This is a genomic window from Caulobacter sp. GW821-FHT11E11 (genome assembly GCF_058808315.1).
On the sequence record NZ_JBXARO010000003.1, the window covers coordinates 399,932 to 415,857 of the forward strand.

General features: G+C 68.8%; 14 protein-coding genes and 1 riboswitch. Of the genes, 7 read left to right on the forward strand and 7 right to left on the reverse strand.

Annotation, left to right across the window (positions count from 1 at the left end; genetic code table 11):
- The first annotated feature begins 141 nt into the window (after positions 1 to 141).
- The gene (locus AC1RR5_RS09120; protein WP_492921006.1) at positions 142 to 1,578 is read left to right on the forward strand and encodes a helix-turn-helix domain-containing protein; all 1,437 of its coding nucleotides are present in this window, start codon (positions 142 to 144) and stop codon (positions 1,576 to 1,578) included.
- Here AC1RR5_RS09120 and metE read toward each other — a convergent pair.
- The 5 genes from metE to AC1RR5_RS09145 all read right to left on the reverse strand — a co-directional run bounded on the left by metE (position 1,575) and on the right by AC1RR5_RS09145 (position 8,631).
- Positions 1,575 to 3,887 (reverse strand): 5-methyltetrahydropteroyltriglutamate--homocysteine S-methyltransferase, encoded by a 2,313-nt coding sequence (gene metE, locus AC1RR5_RS09125; RefSeq protein WP_492921007.1) that lies wholly within the window; start codon positions 3,885 to 3,887, stop codon positions 1,575 to 1,577. The two genes, AC1RR5_RS09120 and metE, sit on opposite strands and share 4 nt — an antisense overlap.
- Before the next feature lie 112 nt (positions 3,888 to 3,999).
- Positions 4,000 to 4,216, reverse strand: a riboswitch (cobalamin riboswitch).
- A 57-nt stretch (positions 4,217 to 4,273) separates the two neighbouring features.
- The gene (locus AC1RR5_RS09130) at positions 4,274 to 6,463 is read right to left on the reverse strand and encodes a TonB-dependent siderophore receptor (protein ID WP_492921008.1); all 2,190 of its coding nucleotides are present in this window, start codon (positions 6,461 to 6,463) and stop codon (positions 4,274 to 4,276) included.
- A gap of 46 nt (positions 6,464 to 6,509) precedes the next feature.
- Entirely contained in the window at positions 6,510 to 6,788 is a 279-nt protein-coding gene (locus tag AC1RR5_RS09135) for a DUF3325 domain-containing protein (protein WP_492921010.1), read from the reverse strand.
- Positions 6,785 to 8,347 carry a PepSY-associated TM helix domain-containing protein gene (locus AC1RR5_RS09140; protein ID WP_492921012.1) on the reverse strand — a complete coding sequence of 521 codons (1,563 nt, stop codon included), beginning with the start codon at positions 8,345 to 8,347 and terminating at the stop codon, positions 6,785 to 6,787. The genes AC1RR5_RS09135 and AC1RR5_RS09140 overlap by 4 nt, the downstream gene beginning before the upstream one ends.
- On the reverse strand, positions 8,344 to 8,631 hold the full coding sequence (locus AC1RR5_RS09145) for a hypothetical protein (RefSeq protein WP_492921013.1): 288 nt from the start codon (positions 8,629 to 8,631) through the stop codon (positions 8,344 to 8,346). Before AC1RR5_RS09145 ends, AC1RR5_RS09140 begins: the two co-directional genes overlap by 4 nt.
- A 180-nt stretch (positions 8,632 to 8,811) precedes the next feature.
- Here AC1RR5_RS09145 and AC1RR5_RS09150 point away from each other — a divergent pair, with 180 nt between their 5' ends.
- From AC1RR5_RS09150 to AC1RR5_RS09165, 4 genes are read left to right on the forward strand one after another with little or no spacing between them, the layout of a single operon-like run.
- A complete protein-coding gene (locus AC1RR5_RS09150; RefSeq protein WP_492921014.1) occupies positions 8,812 to 9,600 on the forward strand; it encodes a helix-turn-helix transcriptional regulator in 789 nt (262 codons plus the stop codon).
- A gap of 51 nt (positions 9,601 to 9,651) precedes the next feature.
- Positions 9,652 to 10,275, forward strand: coding sequence for a pyridoxamine 5'-phosphate oxidase family protein (locus AC1RR5_RS09155; protein ID WP_492921015.1), 624 nt, complete (start codon positions 9,652 to 9,654; stop codon positions 10,273 to 10,275).
- 59 nt (positions 10,276 to 10,334) lie between these two features.
- Positions 10,335 to 10,910: an RNA polymerase sigma factor gene (locus AC1RR5_RS09160; RefSeq protein WP_492921017.1), complete on the forward strand. Its 576-nt coding sequence runs from the start codon at positions 10,335 to 10,337 to the stop codon at positions 10,908 to 10,910.
- Positions 10,907 to 11,908 (forward strand): FecR family protein, encoded by a 1,002-nt coding sequence (locus AC1RR5_RS09165; RefSeq protein ID WP_492921018.1) that lies wholly within the window; start codon positions 10,907 to 10,909, stop codon positions 11,906 to 11,908. The genes AC1RR5_RS09160 and AC1RR5_RS09165 overlap by 4 nt, the downstream gene beginning before the upstream one ends.
- Before the next feature lie 3 nt (positions 11,909 to 11,911).
- On the opposite strand, the gene AC1RR5_RS09170 is transcribed toward AC1RR5_RS09165, so the two are convergent.
- Together AC1RR5_RS09170 and AC1RR5_RS09175 are read right to left on the reverse strand one after the other, a co-directional pair.
- The gene (locus tag AC1RR5_RS09170) at positions 11,912 to 12,316 is read right to left on the reverse strand and encodes a helix-turn-helix domain-containing protein (RefSeq protein ID WP_492921019.1); all 405 of its coding nucleotides are present in this window, start codon (positions 12,314 to 12,316) and stop codon (positions 11,912 to 11,914) included.
- 89 nt (positions 12,317 to 12,405) lie between these two features.
- Positions 12,406 to 13,242, reverse strand: coding sequence for an alpha/beta fold hydrolase (locus AC1RR5_RS09175; RefSeq protein ID WP_492921334.1), 837 nt, complete (start codon positions 13,240 to 13,242; stop codon positions 12,406 to 12,408).
- Positions 13,243 to 13,530: 288 nt separating this feature from the next.
- On the opposite strand from AC1RR5_RS09175, the gene AC1RR5_RS09180 reads away from it, so the two are divergent.
- The gene (locus tag AC1RR5_RS09180; RefSeq protein WP_492921021.1) at positions 13,531 to 14,982 is read left to right on the forward strand and encodes a catalase; all 1,452 of its coding nucleotides are present in this window, start codon (positions 13,531 to 13,533) and stop codon (positions 14,980 to 14,982) included.
- A gap of 4 nt (positions 14,983 to 14,986) precedes the next feature.
- Entirely contained in the window at positions 14,987 to 15,925 is a 939-nt protein-coding gene (locus AC1RR5_RS09185) for an alpha/beta fold hydrolase (RefSeq protein WP_492921023.1), read from the forward strand.
- The last annotated feature ends 1 nt before the right edge of the window (position 15,926 follow it).

Consider the following 15,926-nt stretch of genomic DNA (forward strand, 5'->3'; position numbering starts at 1 on the left):
CCGGGGCGTTGCGCCTTTGCGGGCCAAGGAAAACTCGTCCTGGTGAGCTAACGCTGCGCTGCGGGATGGGTCGAACCTATTGAAGGCAATTTGTCAAAGATCGACTTTGTAATTCTTGTAAAGTCGTGACAAGTTGACTGAATGGCGACGCTCGACAAAAAGCAGGAAAAGAAGCTGTTTCTAGGAGGGCGGCTCAAGCGGCTGCGGCGCGACCTGGGCGTGACCCAGGCCCGCATGGCTGAGGAGCTGGGGGTCTCGGCCAGCTACCTGAACCTGCTGGAGCGCAATCAGCGGCCGGTCACCGCCCAGCTCTTGCTGCGCCTGGCCGACGCTTATGACCTCGACCTGCGCAGCCTGTCGGCCGACGATCCCGGCGGTGGCGCGGGGCTGGAAGAGGTGCTCGCCGACAAGATGTTCGCCGATCTGGGCATTGGCCGGCACGAGGCCGCCGAAGTCGCCGAGCTGTCGCCGGGCCTGGCCGAGGCCGTCAGCCGCCTCTATCGCGCCTATCTGGATCGCGGCCGGCTGATCGACCTGGGCGCCTTCGAACGGCCGGACGGCGCGGGGCCGATCTCGGAGCAGTCGCCGACCGACTGGGTTCGCGACCTGGTCGGCGCCCAGCGCAACCACTTCGCTGAGCTGGAGACCCTGGCCGAGAAGATCGTCGCCCAGCTGAAGGCCGACCCGCAGGACCTGGGTCCCGCCGTGCGTGAGCGCCTGCAGAGCAAGTTCAGCGTCCAGACCCGGATCATGCCGGTCGAGGTGATGACCGGTTCGCTGCGCCGCTACGACCATCACCGCAAGCGCCTGATGCTGTCCGAGACCCTGGCCCCGGCCAGCCGCATCTTCGGCATGTGCTACCAGCTCGGTTTGATGGAGGGCGGCGAGGTGCTGTCGGACCTGACCGACCGCTTCAAGGCCCCCGACCGCGCCACCCGCCAGCTGCTCAAGGTGTTCCTGGACGGCTACCTGGCCGCGGCGATCATGATGCCGTACGAGCCGTTCCTCAGCGCCATGGAGGCCAGCGGTTACGACATCGAGCGGGTGCGGCCGCGCTTCGGCGTCAGCTACGAACAAGCGGCTCAGCGCCTGACCACCCTGGGCCGCTCGGGCTCGCGCGGCGTGCCGTTCTTCATGATGCGGCTGGACGCGGCGGGGAACATCTCCAAGCGCTTCGCCGCCGGGCCGTTCCCGTTCTCGCGCTTCGGCGGCGCCTGTCCGCGCTGGAACGTCCACGACAGCTTCAAGACGCCGGGCCGCATCGTCACCCAGGTGATCGAAACCCCCGACAGCGAGCGCTACTTCACCCTGTCGCGCACGGTGCGCCGGGTCTCGGGCCTGCATTCCGGGCTGGAGGACGAGCTGGTCATCGGCCTGGGCTGCGACCTGAAATATGCGGGCAAGCTGGTCCACGCGCGGGGCATGGACATGGTCAATCCCATCACCGTCGAGATCGGCCCCTCGTGCCGGATCTGCGAACGGGCCGCCTGTCCCCAGCGGGCCGCCGCACCGATCAACAGGACCTTGCTGGTCGAGGAGACCAGCAAGTCCCTGTCGCCGTTTCCGTTCGCGCGTTAGGCCGAACGGGCGCGCCTAGCCGCTTCGACCATGTTGGCCACGGCCGCCTTGGTCTCGGGCCACTTGCGGGTCTTCAGGCCGCAGTCGGGATTGACCCACAGCTGCCCGGTCGACAGCCGCGCCTGGGCGGCGGTCAGCAGCTGCGCCATCTCGTCGACTGACGGCACGCGCGGGGAGTGGATGTCGTAGACGCCCGGCCCGATCTCGGCCGGATAGGCGTAGCCGGCGAAGGCGTCCAAGAGCTCCATCTTCGAGCGCGCCGTCTCGATCGAGATCACGTCGGCGTCCATCGCCCCGATGGCGGCGATGATGTCGTTGAACTCCGAGTAGCACATGTGGGTGTGGATCTGGGTGGCGTCGGCCACGCCCGAGGCGGTCAGGCGGAAGCACTCGACGGCCCAGTCCAGATAGGCGTCCCAGTCGGCGCGGCGCAGGGGCAGGCCCTCACGCAGGGCGGCCTCGTCGATCTGGATGATCTTGGCGCCGGCGGTTTCCAGGTCGACGACCTCGTCGCGGATGGCCAGGGCGATCTGGCGGCAGGCCAGCTGGCGCGGGACGTCGTCGCGGACAAATGACCAGTTCAGGATCGTCACCGGCCCGGTCAGCATGCCCTTCACCGGACGATCGGTCAGGGACTGGGCATATTGCCACCACGCCACCGTCATTGGCTTGGGCCGCGAGACGTCGCCGAACAGGATCGGCGGGCGCACACAGCGCGAGCCGTACGACTGCACCCAGGCGCTCTTGGTGAAGGCAAAGCCCGACAGCTGCTCGCCGAAGTACTGGACCATGTCGTTGCGCTCGAACTCGCCGTGCACAAGCACGTCGAGGCCGGCCCCTTCCTGCCAGCGGATGGCGCGCTCGGTCTCTTCCCGCAGGAAGGCCTCGTAGGCCGCGTCACTCAGCTCGCCCTTGCCGTGGGCCGAGCGGGCCTTGCGGACTTCCTCGGTCTGCGGGAACGAGCCGATCGTGGTGGTCGGGAAGGCGGGCAGGGGCAACTGCTGCTCGCGACGACGGTTAAAGGCGGCGTGGCGCCTGGCCATGGCCTCGGTCGTGGCGCCCAGGCGCGCGGCGACGGCGGCGTTGTGGATCTTCGGCGAGGTGCGGCGAGCCCGGGCGGCCTGGGCGCTGGCCTCGAGCTCGGCGGCCACGCTGGCCCGGCCGTGGTTCAGGGCCTTGGCCAGGACGGCCAGCTCCTCGATCTTCTGCACGGCGAAGGCCAGCCATTGGCGGACCTCGGGATCCAGTGCGGTCTCCAGCGACAGATCGATCGGCGTGTGCAGCAGCGAGCACGACGGGGCCAGCACGATGCGGTCGGCGCCGCGCCGGGCGACGACGGGCTCGAGGCGGTCCAGCAGCTTGGGCAGGTCGGCGCGCCAGACGTTGCGGCCGTCGATCACGCCCAGCGACAAAACGAGGCTCTCACGGCTGGCGGCGAGGGCGGTCTCCAGTTCCTCGGGCGCGCGGACCAGGTCCAGGTGCACGCCGTCGACCGGCAGGTTCACGGCGGTGGCCAGGTTCGCGCCGTAGCCGCCGAAATAGCTGGTCAGCATCAGGCGCAGGCCGGGCGCGGCGTGGGTCAGGGCGCCATAGGCCCGGCGCAGCTCGCCGCGTTCGAACTCGGTGAGGTCGAGCGCCAGGCAGGGCTCGTCGATCTGCACCCAGTCGGCGCCGGCGCCGGCCAGTTGCTTCAACACTTCGGCATAGACCGGCAGCAGGCCCGACAGCAGCGACAGGGGCGAGAAGCCTTCGTCCTTGGTCTTGGCCAGCTTGAGGAAAGTGAGCGGGCCCAGCAGGACGGGGCGGGTGTGGATCCCTTGCGCCTTGGCCTCCAGGAACTCGTCGACCGGCTTGGTAGACGAGAGAGCGAAGGCCTGGCCGCGCGACACTTCGGGGGCCAGGTAGTGGTAGTTGGTGTCGAACCACTTGGTCATTTCCTGCGCCGGGACGCCGGTCTTCTGGCCATGGTCGTGACCGCAGGGCGCGAGCTCGACGCCCTGGCTACCGCGCGCCATGGCGAAGTAGGTTTCCAGCGACACCGGACCACCGATCCAGCCGTAGAGCGCCGGGATCGCGCCCACCAGGGCGCTGGTGTCCAGCACCTGGTCGTAGAACGAGAAGTCGTTGGACGGGACATGGTCCGCGCCCAGGGCGACCTGGCGGGCCCAAGTCTTGGCGCGCAGGTCGGCGGCGACGTCGAGCAGGGCGTGCTGCTCGCTCTTGCCCGACCAGTAGCGCTCGAGCGCGGTCTTCAATTCCCGCTTGGGGCCGATGCGGGGAAAGCCAAGGGTGGCGACGGTGACGGTCATTTCGAAAAGCCTCTGCCGGTGTTATGGCGAGGCTGATCAGGGCGCGCGCGGTCGGGCGCGCACGGGGGACCGGTCGCGCCTTGGCATGCGACCAGACCGGACACCCCGCCGGAGGACGTTATCTGTCGAGGCAGGTCTCCTGGCTCACGGGTCACCGCCGCTGTCCGGGCCTTCCCGACACGCCACCGAACCAGCTCGGCGTGTCAGTGACACATGGTGGACAACAGCTCGCCGCTTACAGTTGCGGGGGCAGCTCCGGCTTCAAACCGAATTCCCATCTTAGCCCCAGCACGCGAACGCCCCAGGGAACCACGACCCAATCATCGTGGCTCCGCCGAGGCGGCGAGTCAATAAAGACATAAAGATATCTTTATGTGGTATCCGACCTAGTAGCGGGCACGGACGTTGAACAGCACCCGGCGCGGCTCGCCCCAGTAGCCGCCGTTGAAGTAGCCGACGTTGCGATAGTACTTCTCGTCGAGCAGGTTGGTGACGTTGACGCCCGCGCTGATCTTGTCGGTGATGGCGTAGCGGACCAGGGCGTCGGCCAGGAAGTAGCCGCCTTGGGTCACCCGCGTAGCGGCCAGGATCGGCGCGCCGGCGGCGGTGAAGCGGCCCGTGGGGGCGTTCATGTTCTGATAGACCTTGGTCTGCCAGCTCATGCCGCCGCCCAGCGTCCAGCGACCCAGCTTGTAGGTCGAGTTCAGCTTCAGCATGTGCAGCGGATTGACCGTGAACACGCGGGCGCCCTTGGCGTCCTCGTTGAAGGTGTAGGTGTAGCCGCCGGTCACGCTCCAGGCCTTGGTGATCGAGCCCGACACCTCGATCTCGGCGCCCTGGGTCTTGACGCCGCTGACCGCGCGATAGGCCGTCGTGCCGTCCGGCAGGCTGTTCAGCGGCACGGTCGGGTCGATTTCCGCGACGTTGTCTTGGCTCATGTAGAAGCCGTTCAGCGAGGCGTAGAGGCGCTTGTCGAAGAACTCGGCCTTGAGGCCGTATTCCCAGTTGCCGCCGACCTTGGGGGCGATCTGCTCGAAGTCCTTGGTCTTCAGGTTCTGCGGCTGGAAGACGTCGGCATAGCTGACGAAGGCGGTCAGGTTTCCGGTCAGGTCGTACAGCACGCCCAGATACGGTGCGATGCGGGTCTCGCCATAGCGGCCGGTGGTGTTGACGAAGTTCCCGGTCGTGGCGCTGAAGTTGTCGGTCTGGACGTCCCAGTCGCTGAAGCGCGCGCCGGTGATCACCTTCAGACGGTCGGTCGGGTTCAGGCGCAGGGCGGCGTAGAGTCCAGCCTCGGTGGTGTTGGCGATGCTGCGCGGCTTGCCGGTGTTGGACACGCCCGGCAGGCCGATGTCGCCGTTCCAGCTGAAGATGCTGGGGAAGGCGGCGACGTTGTACGGGCGGCTGGTGATGCCGGCGTTGATCGTGCGCAGGTCGCGGCTGAAGAAATTGCCGCCGACGACCAACTCGTGCTGGCGGCCGAACGCCTGGAACGGACCCGAGGCATAGGCGTCGAACGACTGCTCGCGCGTCTCGCTGACCGTGTAGGTGTCGGAGATGGTCAGCCCCAAGCCGGTGGTCTTGTCGGCGAAGCCGCCGCTGTTGGAGCCGGCCAGCAGCAGGCTCTCGGTATCGGTCGAGCGGTTGTTGTAGGCCAGGCGGCCGACCCAGCCGCCGCCGAAATCATGCTCCAGCACCCCGAACAGGTTGCGGCTCTCGCGCTCCCAGCGGTTCCACCTGGCGCCGGCGCTGTACGAGCGGGGCAGCTCGGCCTTCGTCCCATCACGGAAGAACAGCGGCGCGGCGCTCCAGGCCCCGCCCTGCGAGTCCGTGCGCAGGTAGTCGGCGCCGATCCGCAAGCGGGTGCTGTCGGTTAGGTCGGCCTCGACCACGCCGTACAGGCTGGGCGACTTGTCGTGCTGGAAGCGGACATAGGACTCGCGGTCGGTATAGGCCCCGACCACGCGGGCGCGGATGCGGCCGCTCTTGACCAGCGGGCCCGAGACGTCGACCTCGGCCCGGCGATAGTCCCACGAGCCGGCCGACAGGCTGGTCGAGGCGCGGAAGTCCTCGGTCGGGCGCTTGCGCACCATGTTGATCGTCGCCGACGGATCGCCCGCGCCGCTGACCAGGCCGGTGGCCCCGCGCACCACCTCGATGCGCTCGTAGATCGAGGTGTCGCTCAGCACCGAATTGCCGCCGGCGCCGGTGGTGTACTGGGTCGGCACGCCGTCGAACTGGAAGTTGGTGATGGCGAAGCCGCGCGCGTTGAACAGCACGCGGTTGGAATCGTACTGCTGGACGTTGACGCCCGGGGTCTGGGCGAAGACCTCGGTTACGGTGATCAGGTTGAAATCCTCGATCCGCTGGCGGGTGAAGACCGTCAGGGACTGGGGCGTCTCGCGCAGGGTCAGTGGCAGCTTGGTCGCGGTGTTGGTGCCCTTGACCTGGTAGCCCTCGGTGCGGCCGGTCACCAGCACGCTGTCGACGGTGGTGTCTTCGGTCGTCTGGGCTTGGGCGGCTGAGGTGAGCGCCAGAAGGGCGGCGCTGGCGAGGAGGGCGGTGCGAGCGGGCAAGGCTTGGGTGTCCTTTGGTTCGAAAGGTGCAAGAAAGTCAGGAGTTTCAGGGTTTTCGGCGCGGCGGTGCGTAGGTCAGGGCCAGCAGCACCGGCGCGGCGCCCGCGGTCAGGAAGCCCAGCCAGTAAATCGGTCCGTAGGCCCATCCCCAGGCGGCGACGCCCGCCGCGAAGCTGAGGATCAGGGCCAGGCTTCCGGCCAATTGCAGGAGACGCTTGCGCGATTTGGCGGGCCGGGCGCCGGTGCGGGCGTGATGGTGGCGGTCCATGGCCAAGGCCAGGGTCGCGAAGCCGGCGAGGCTGAGGAGCAGAACCAGCAGGGTCATCCGCGCGCCTCGGCCAGTTTGGCGGGGGCGGCTTCCTTGGCGCGGCGCTTGGCCTGCGAGCGGGCGGTGCGCCAGGCGATGGCCAGGAAGCTCGCGCCCAGGACCAGCAGGCCCAGCTCCATGCCGATCAGCGAGCCATCGCCGGCCTTCAGGCTGTCGATCAGCCCGCGCGCGGTGGCGGCCTGGTCGAAGATCGGCAGCAGCAGCAGGGCCACGCCCGTCAGGCTCAGCTGCTCGATCCAGGCGCGCTGCGGCGGACGGACGAAGGCGTGGACCAGCGTGGCGGCCCAGGTCAGGAACATGGCGTGGACTTCCCAGTCGGCGCGATGGGCCATGCCGGTGGGCAGCAGGCGGTTGGCCCATAGGAAGCCGGTCATGGCCAGCGGCAGGCCCGCGACGGTCCCGACGTTCAGCCGTTCGACCAGCCAGAAGCCGAAGTGGAACTTGGCGCCCAGCTTGGCGCGGCGCTTGGCGATCCACAGCGCCAGGCCCGTGGCGACCATGGCCGTGCCCGCCACGCCCGACAGAAAGAACAGCCAGCGCAGGGTCATCGGCGCGAAGCGGCCGGCGTGCAGGCCGATCATGCCGCCGCGAGTGATCATGCCGGCCGAGGTCGGCGCTACGCTGCTGCGGACCTTGCCCGTCACCCCGTCGAAAACGATCTCCCAGCGGCCGTCGACCAGCTTGTCCGAGGCGCGGCGGGTCAGGACGATGCGGGCGGCCTTGTCGTTGGGACTATCGATCCGGATGAGGCCGGGCTTGCCACCGTCCCAGGTCGCGGCGGCTGTGGCCAGGATCGGCCCGATGTCGGTCAGCGGCGCGGCCTCGCCCTTGGTCTTGGGGGCCTTGGTGCGCGGGATGCTCTCGGCGTAGTAGGCGGTCTTGGTGGGGTAGTTGGCGGTCACGCCCCACGGCACGTAGATCACCATCAGGGTGACGAGGCCCGTGTAGGTGATCATGGCGTGGAACGGCAGGGCCAGCACCGCCAGGGCGTTGTGGCCGTCCAGCCAGCTGCGCTGCCCCTTGCCGGGCCGGAAGGTGAAGAAGTCGGCGAAGATCTTCTTGTGGGTGATCACGCCACTGACGATCGCCACCAGCATGAACATCGAGCAGAAGCCGACGACCCAGCGGCCCCAGATCACCGGCATGTACCGCAGGTCGAAATGCAGCCGGTAGAAGAAGTCGCCGCCCTCGGTCTCACGGGCGGTGGTCGGCTTGCCGTCCGGGCCGATCAGGGTGGCGGTCGGGTCGTCGCCGCGCAGGATCGGCTTCTTGCCTTTTTCTTTGTAGGTGGTTGTCGCGCCGCTGGCGCGATCGTCGGGCAGGGTGATCTGCCACGAGGCGGCCTTGGGGGCGGTGGCCTGCAGATGCGTGATGGCGCCGCGCGCGACGGTTTCCAGGTTCTGGGTGGCGGCCAACTCGGGCTGGGCCCAGCGCGTGATCTCCTCGCGCCAGTAGCTGACCGTGCCGTTCAGGAAGATCAGGTACAGCACCCAGCCGACCAGCAGGCCCGACCAGGTGTGCAGCCCCGCCTGCGATTGTCGGAAGCCCTGTTTCATGCGAGCCAGGCCCCGAAGCCGGCGAGCGCGCCGATGGCCAGCAGGACCAAGCCCGCTCGCAATGCGCTGGACGCGGCGAACACCCAGACCACCAGGGCGGCATAGATGCCGAACGCAGCGATCGTGGCCCACAGGGTGGCGTCCAACCGCGCGGCGGGGATGATGCGGGCGATCAGCATCGTGCAGGCGGCCATGACGGCGTATGCGCCGGGAATGGCCAGCACCACGCGCGCCGTCACGTCCCAGCCGTTGCTCTTTCCGCGTACGACGCCCGCCGTCTTCACGCTTGACACCCCTTGAAGCCACCAAAACTTTGATTTCCGGGCGGCCTAACGTTATTGAGAGGCAGTCGCAATGATGTGGTCAGGCTTTGGCCCGATCGCGGAACATATCGACCCGTTTGCGACTGCCGCCGGTGCGGGTCAGCGGCTGATATCCAATCGCCTGCCGCCTCAAGGATTCCGTTGTCCGCCGAACCGTCCGAGCCCCCGATCGACCAGAGCAGCGCGGATCATCCGCCGGTGCGCCCGGTCGTGGGCTTCTACGGACGCCAGCCGACCGGCTATTACGACCCGCCGCATGTCCACGACCGGGCCCAGTTCTCGTACCGGCTGGAAGGCGTGGCGGCTGTGCGAGCGGGCGACGCCTCGATCGTGTTGCCGCCGGGCCGCGGGGTCTGGATCCCGGCCGGCCTGCGCCACGAGGTCAGCTGCGCGGGTCCCGCCGCCTACAACGTCCTCTACGTGACGACCGCCGCCAGCCCTCAGCCCGACGGCCTGCGGGTGCTGGACATCAGCCCGTTCCTCCACGCCCTGGTCGAGGAGTTCCTGACCTTCGGCCCGCTGTATGACGAGGCCGGGCGGGAAGGGGAGATCGTGCGCCTGATGCTGGGCGAGATCACCCGCGCGCCGCCGTCGACCGAGGCGGGGCCCAAGCTGCCGCAGGACGCCCGGCTGCAGCGGGTCTGCGCCGCCTTGCGTCGCGATCCCGCCGACGGCCGCGACATCGACGCCTGGGCCGCCGAGGCGGGCATGAGCCGCCGCACCTTCACCCGCAACTTCCGCCAGGAGACGGGCATGAGCTTCGTGGCCTGGCGCCAGCAGCTGCGCATGACCCAGGCCGCCGCCCTGCTGGGCGCGGGCCAGTCTTCGACCCAGGTCGCCCAGACCCTGGGCTTCTCGTCGCTGAGCGCCTTCGCGACCCTGTTCCAGAGATCCTTCGGATTGTCGCCGGGTCGTTACGCGCGTCGGTGATTGAAGTTGAGAATGATTCGCATATACTTCCCCGCGACAGCGGAGTTGGATATGAGCGAGCCAGGTTTCATCGATGACGGGGCGGGTCTGCGGACCGTCTATGCCGAGCCTGCCAAGGCGGTGGTCGACAAGGCCCTGCCGACGCTTGACCGCCACAGCCGCCGGTTCCTGGAGCTGTCGCCGTTCTTCTGCATCGGCTCGACCCGGCCCGACGGGCGCGGCGACGTCAGTCCGCGCGGCGGCGAGGCGGGCTTCGTCCACGCGCTGAGCGACACCGAACTGGCCTTCCCTGACCGGCCCGGCAACAACCGGCTGGACACCCTGGGCAACATCGTCCGCGAGCCGGGCGTAGGCCTGGTGTTCTTCATCCCCGGCGTCGAGGAGGTGCTGCGGCTGAACGGCCTGGCGCGAGTGACGACGCGCGAGGACCTGATGGTGCGCTTCACCCACGAGGGCAAACGGCCGCGCTCGGTGGTGCTGGTCGAGATCGGCGAGGTCTATTTCCACTGCTCCAAGGCGCTGCGGCGCTCGGATCTGTGGAACCCCGACAAGCGTCTGCCCAAGGGCGCGTTTCCGACCCTGGGCCAGATCGCCAAGGACCAGTTCAAGCTGCCGGTTCCGGCCAAGATCATCGACTTCGCCCTGAACCAGGACGCCAAGAAAAACCTCTACTGACCGTACGGATTTCCGTCGCCGCCGCGTGTTCGTGTAGATGGCCGGCGCTGGAGTTCCGCATGCTCCTGGAGCATGAACAGTTCATGGAGGGACCTCACGACGCGCTCGCGAGCGATCGGGGCCGCCGCGCCCAGGCGCGCGGGGCGGCGCTGGCCGCCGCCTTGGCCGAGCCGCTGGCCGGCTTCTTCCGCCGTCGCCTGGGTCCGGGTCAGGAGTCCGAGGTCGAGGACCTGGTGCAGGAGGTTTTCCTGCGCGCCGCCGACCAGCTGACCCTGGCCGAGGAAGAGCACGCCCGCGCCTACGTCTTCCGCGTCGCCGCCAGCGTCTGGATCGACCGCCACCGGCGGCGCCAGGCGCGGCGGGCCGACCGCCACGTGCCCTTCGACCCCGACCGCCACGATGGGCCGGGCGCGGACCTCGCCTGTCAGCTGGACGCCCGCGAGACCCTGCGCGCGGCGACCCAGGCCCTGGCGACCCTGCCCGAGCGCACGCGGGCGATCTTCCTGCTGCGCCGCATCGAGGGCCTGTCCGTGCGTGAGGTGGCTACCCGGCTGGGTCTGTCGACCAGCGCCATCGAGAAGCACATGGTCCGCGCGCTTGAACACCTGGTGGCGCATACGAGGATCTCGCGATGACTGACCGTATGCTCAGCGACCTTGCGGGCCTGACGCCGGACCAGGCCGCCGCCCGCCTGCTGGTAGAAATCAATGAGGCCGATCCGGTCCAGGCCGCGCGGCTGGACGCCTGGCTGGACCAGGATCCCGCCCACCGAGAGGCCTGGCTGAACGCCCAGGACGTCCTGGCCAGCTTCGACCTCGCCGACGAGCACCGTGAGTTGGACCTGCCGCGTCGCCGCGCCAAGGCCTTGCGGGCTCCGCGTTCTGTCGTGCCGTGGCTGGCGGCCGCCGCCTGCGCCGTGGCGGCGGTCGGGCTGGCGGTGACCGTGGCGCCGTGGAAGGTCGAGCAGACCACGCCGCCGGCGGCGGTTCACACCATCGACTTCGAGACCGCCGGCCAGCAGCGCCTGTTCCCCATGCCCGACGGCAGCAAGGCGACCCTGGCGCCGGGCAGCGCCCTGGACCTGGCCTATACGCGCAGCGAGCGTCGGGCGCGGCTGGTGCGCGGCCAGGCCTATTTCGACGTCGCCCATGACGCCGCACGGCCCTTCGTGGTCGAGGCCGAGGGGCGGCTAGTCACGGCGCTGGGCACTCGCTTCGACGTGCGCAGCGACTCTGAGGGGCTACGGGTGACCCTGCTGGAGGGCAGCGTCCGCGTCGACATCGCCGGCGCCAGCCCGGCCCAGGCGGCGGTCGTGCTACGGCCGGGTCAGGAGCTGCTGGTCGCGCCCGGCAAGCCCGAAGTGGTGCGGCGCGTCGATACCGTCAGCGCCGAGACCTGGCGCGAGATCCGCATGGTGTTCGACGACAAGCCGCTGGGCGAGGTGGTGGCCGAGCTCAATCGCTATGCGGTGCTGCAGCTGGTGATCGACGACCCGCGCGTAGCGGCCCTGCGCATCACCGGCCAGTTTCGCACTGGTGACAACGCCCGCTTCGCCCGCAGCCTGGCCAAGCTGTATCCCGTGCGCGGCGTGCCGGACGGTCCGGGCCGGCTGAAGCTGGTCCGGACCGACTGAGGCTCAGGACGCGCGGGCGCCGCGCCGCCAGACGGTGGGCGTCACGCCCTCCAGGCGGCGGAAGCGATTGGTGAAATGCGACTGGTCGGCGAAGCCGCAGGCCAGGGCGATCTGGTTCAGCGGCTCGTCGGTGGTGGCCATCAACAGCTTGGCGCGGGCCAACCGCTTGTGAGTGATCAGGGCGCGCGGGGCGAGGCCGAAGGTGTCCTTGCAGGCCCGGCCAAAATAGCCCGGACCGACGCCGGAGAAGGTGGCTATCCGGGCCACGCTGAGGGCGGTGCTTAGGTTCTCGTCGATGAACCGCTCGACCTGGCGGGCGCGCCAGGGCGCCAGGCCGCCGACCCTGGGCCGTTCGACCGGCCGGCTGCGATAGGACTCAGTTTCGACGACCCCGACATGTCCCAGCATGGTGTTCTCCCCGAGGCGCGAGAGGCCTCGACTTAAGAACACGCACGGCGTCGGCGAACCCGTACGCCGTGCGCTGAGAGAGATTGGGATCAGCCCTTGATGAAGGCCAGCAGGTCGGGGTTCACGACATCGGGATGCGTGGTGCACAGGCCGTGCGGCAGGCCCTTGTAGGTCTTCAGCGTACCGTTCTTGAGCAGCTTGGCCGACAGGGGCGCGCTGTCGGCATAGGGCACGATCTGGTCGTCGTCGCCGTGCATGACCAGGGTCGGCACGCCGATCGCCTTCAGGTCCTCGGTGAAGTCGGTTTCCGAGAAGGCCTTGATGCAGTCGTAGTGGGCCTTGATGCCGCCCATCATGCCCTGGCGCCACCAGTTCCAGATCACGCCCTGGTCGACCTTCGCGCCGGGCCGGTTGTAGCCGTAGAACGGGCCGGCGGGCACGTCGTAGAAGAACTGGGCGCGGTTGGCGGCGGTGGCGGCGCGGAAGCTGTCGAACACCTCCAGCGGCAGGCCGCCGGGGTTTTTGTCGGACTTGACCATGATCGGCGGCACCGCGCCGATCAGCACCGCCTTGCCGACGCGGCCCGGCTCTGAGCGAGCGACATAACGGGCGACTTCGCCGCCACCGGTCGAGTGGCCGATATGCACGGCGTTCTTCAGGTCCAGATGCTTGGCCAGGGCGATCACGTCGGCGGCGTAGGTGTCCATCTCGTTGCCGCTGTCGGTCTGGGTCGAGCGGCCATGACCCCGGCGGTCGTGGGCGATGACCCGGAAGCCCTGGGCGTAGAAGAACATCATCTGGTTGTCCCAGTCGTCCGCCGTCAGCGGCCAGCCGTGGTGGAACACGATCGGCTGGGCGGTCTTGGGGCCCCAGTCCTTGTAGTAGATCTGGACGCCGTCCTTGGTGGTGACAAAGCCGCTGCTCATCTTGCTCATTCCTTGGATCTGGGTTTGGGCCGCGAGCGCGGCCTGGGGCGCGGTCATCGCCAGCAGGGCGATGCCGAGGCCTCCGCCGACGACGCCACGACGCGTGGGGTCGTCCTTGGGTTCGGGTGAGTTCATCAAAGCCCCCGTTTTTCGAACGCGGGCATCCTGGCTCCGGGAGCTTCCGCGGGTCTTGCACCAACCGCACGGTGTTCGCGCCCAGTTCGTTCAATCCGGCCGGCGCCGACGTCGCCAAGCTTTGGGCCTCGCTTGGATTGCCTGGAGCCGGCCGTGTCGGATCATCGCCTCACTCGCGCCAACGGCGCCCCCGTCGCCGACAACGTCAATATCGAGACCGCCGGTCCGCGCGGGCCTGCTTTGCTGCAGGACATCTGGCTGATCGAGAAGCTGGCCCACTTCGACCGCGAGGTGATCCCCGAGCGGCGCATGCACGCCAAGGGCTCGGGCGCCCACGGGACCTTCACGGTCACCGGCGACATCACCCGCTTCACCAAGGCCAAGGTCTTCTCCGAGATCGGCAAGCAGACGCCGGTGTTCCTGCGGTTCTCCACCGTGGCCGGCGAGCGCGGGGCGGCCGACGCCGAGCGCGACATCCGCGGCTTCGCGGTCAAGTTCTACACCGAGGAGGGCAATTGGGATCTCGTCGGCAACAACACCCCGGTGTTCTTCTTCCGCGACCCGCTGCGCTTCCCGGACCTGAACCACGCGGTCAAGCGCGACCCGCGCACCGGCATGCGCAGCAGCCAGAACAACTGGGACTTCTGGACCCTGCTGCCCGAGGCCCTGCACCAGGTGACCATCGTGATGAGCGACCGGGGCCTGCCGCGCGGCTATCGCCACATGCACGGCTTTGGCAGTCACACCTTCAGCTTTATCAGCGAAGGCGGCGAGCGCAGCTGGGTGAAGTTCCACCTGCGCACCCACCAGGGCATCGAGAACCTGACCGACGGCGAGGCCGAAGCGCTTGTCGGCAAGGACCGCGAGAGCAGCCAGCGCGACCTGTTCGAGGCTATCGAGCGCGGCGACTTCCCGCGCTGGACCGTCTCGGTCCAGGTGATGACGGAGGCGCAGGCCAAGGCTTTCCAGTTCAACCCGTTCGACCTGACCAAGGTCTGGCCCAAGGGCCAGTTCCCGCTGATCGAGGCCGGGGTGCTGGAGCTGAACCGCAATCCCGACAACGTCTTCGCCGAGGTCGAGCAGGCGGCCTTCACGCCGGCCAACATCGTGCCGGGCATCGGCTTCTCGCCGGACAAGATGCTGCAGGCGCGGCTGTTCTCGTACGGCGACGCCCAGCGCTACCGGTTGGGTGTCAACTTCAACCACATCCCGGTCAACGCGCCCAAGTGCCCGTTCCACAGCTATCACCGCGACGGGGCGATGCGGACCGACGGCAATCTGGGCGCGACGCCGACCTACTGGCCCAACAGCCGGGGCGAGTGGCTGGACCGGCCCGAGCTGAACGAGCCGCCGCTGGCGATCGACGGCGCGGCCGCCCACTGGGACCACCGGGTCGACGACGACCACTACCAACAGCCGGGCGACCTGTTCCGGCTGATGAACGCCCAGCAGCGCCAGGCCCTGTTCGACAACACCGCCCGCTCGGTGGGCGGCGCCACGCCCGACATCCAGAAGCGCCATATCGCCAACTGCGCCAAGGCCGACCCGCTGTACGGCGAGGGCGTCGCCGAGGCGCTGGCCCGCCTTTCCCTTTCCCGGAGCTGACGCCATGACCCTGTCCGAAACCCCGATGGCCCGGCGCGGCCTGCTCGGCGCCGTCGTCGCCGGCGGGCTGGCCGCGGGCTTGGCCCCGGCCGCCCAGGCCAAGAGCCTGTCGGTCGATGCGCCGACGAAATTCGTCACGACCGGCGGCCGGCGCCTGGCCTATCGCGCGGTGGGGACGGGACGGCCGATCGTCCTGTGCACGCGTTTCCGGGGCACGATCGACGATTGGGATCCGCTATTCCTGGACAGCCTGGCGGGGCAGGGCTTCCAGGTTATCACCTTCGACTACACGGGCCTGGGCTTCTCCACGGGCGACAAGAGCCTCAATCCGTTCGACTGGGCCAAGGACGCCCGCGACCTGGTCGAGGCGCTGCAGCTGAAGTCGGTGGTCCTGCTGGGCTGGTCGCTGGGTGGGATCGCCGCGCAGGCGGCCCTGGCGATCTTTCCGGACAAGATCAGCCACCTGGTGCTGGTCGGCACGACGCCGCCAGGGCCTGTCGCCAAGCTGGCCGAGCCGCTGTTCTACGAGGCCGCCGCCCGCGAGAACGACTTCGAGGACGAGGTCATCCTGTTCTTCGAGCCGAACGCGCCGGCCAGCCGCGCGGCCGCCCGCGCCTCCCACGACCGCATCGCCGCTCGCAAGGGTCCACGAGCGCCCGCTGTGCCCTACCAGTGGGCGGCGCAGAACCTGGGCGACAAGCCCAAGGCCAACCCGTTCCCGGCCCCGCCGATCCTGGAGATCCTCAAGACCACCAAGATCCCGATCCTGCACATCGGCGGCGACCACGACCTGATCTGCCCGATCGAGAACTGGTACGCGCTGAACGACCAACTGCCGACGCTGCAGCTGCTGACCTATCCCAATGCCGGCCACGGACCGCAGCACCAGCATCCGGTCTCCAGCGCCGCCCACATCGGGATCTTCGTCAAGATCCCGGGCTGAG

Bases quoted from the DNA above. Each gene is read 5' to 3' on its own strand.
- AC1RR5_RS09185 (WP_492921023.1), top strand. From the start codon at position 14,987: ATGACCCTGTCCGAAACCCCGATGGCCCGGCGCGGCCTGCTCGGCGCC.
- AC1RR5_RS09165 (WP_492921018.1), top strand. From the start codon at position 10,907: ATGACTGACCGTATGCTCAGCGACCTTGCGGGCCTGACGCCGGACCAG.
- AC1RR5_RS09175 (WP_492921334.1), bottom strand. From the start codon at position 13,242: ATGAGCAGCGGCTTTGTCACCACCAAGGACGGCGTCCAGATCTACTAC.
- AC1RR5_RS09160 (WP_492921017.1), top strand. From the start codon at position 10,335: ATGCTCCTGGAGCATGAACAGTTCATGGAGGGACCTCACGACGCGCTC.
- AC1RR5_RS09135 (WP_492921010.1), bottom strand. From the start codon at position 6,788: ATGACCCTGCTGGTTCTGCTCCTCAGCCTCGCCGGCTTCGCGACCCTG.
- AC1RR5_RS09120 (WP_492921006.1), top strand. From the start codon at position 142: ATGGCGACGCTCGACAAAAAGCAGGAAAAGAAGCTGTTTCTAGGAGGG.
- AC1RR5_RS09155 (WP_492921015.1), top strand. From the start codon at position 9,652: ATGAGCGAGCCAGGTTTCATCGATGACGGGGCGGGTCTGCGGACCGTC.
- AC1RR5_RS09170 (WP_492921019.1), bottom strand. From the start codon at position 12,316: ATGCTGGGACATGTCGGGGTCGTCGAAACTGAGTCCTATCGCAGCCGG.
- AC1RR5_RS09140 (WP_492921012.1), bottom strand. From the start codon at position 8,347: ATGAAACAGGGCTTCCGACAATCGCAGGCGGGGCTGCACACCTGGTCG.
- metE (WP_492921007.1), bottom strand. From the start codon at position 3,887: ATGACCGTCACCGTCGCCACCCTTGGCTTTCCCCGCATCGGCCCCAAG.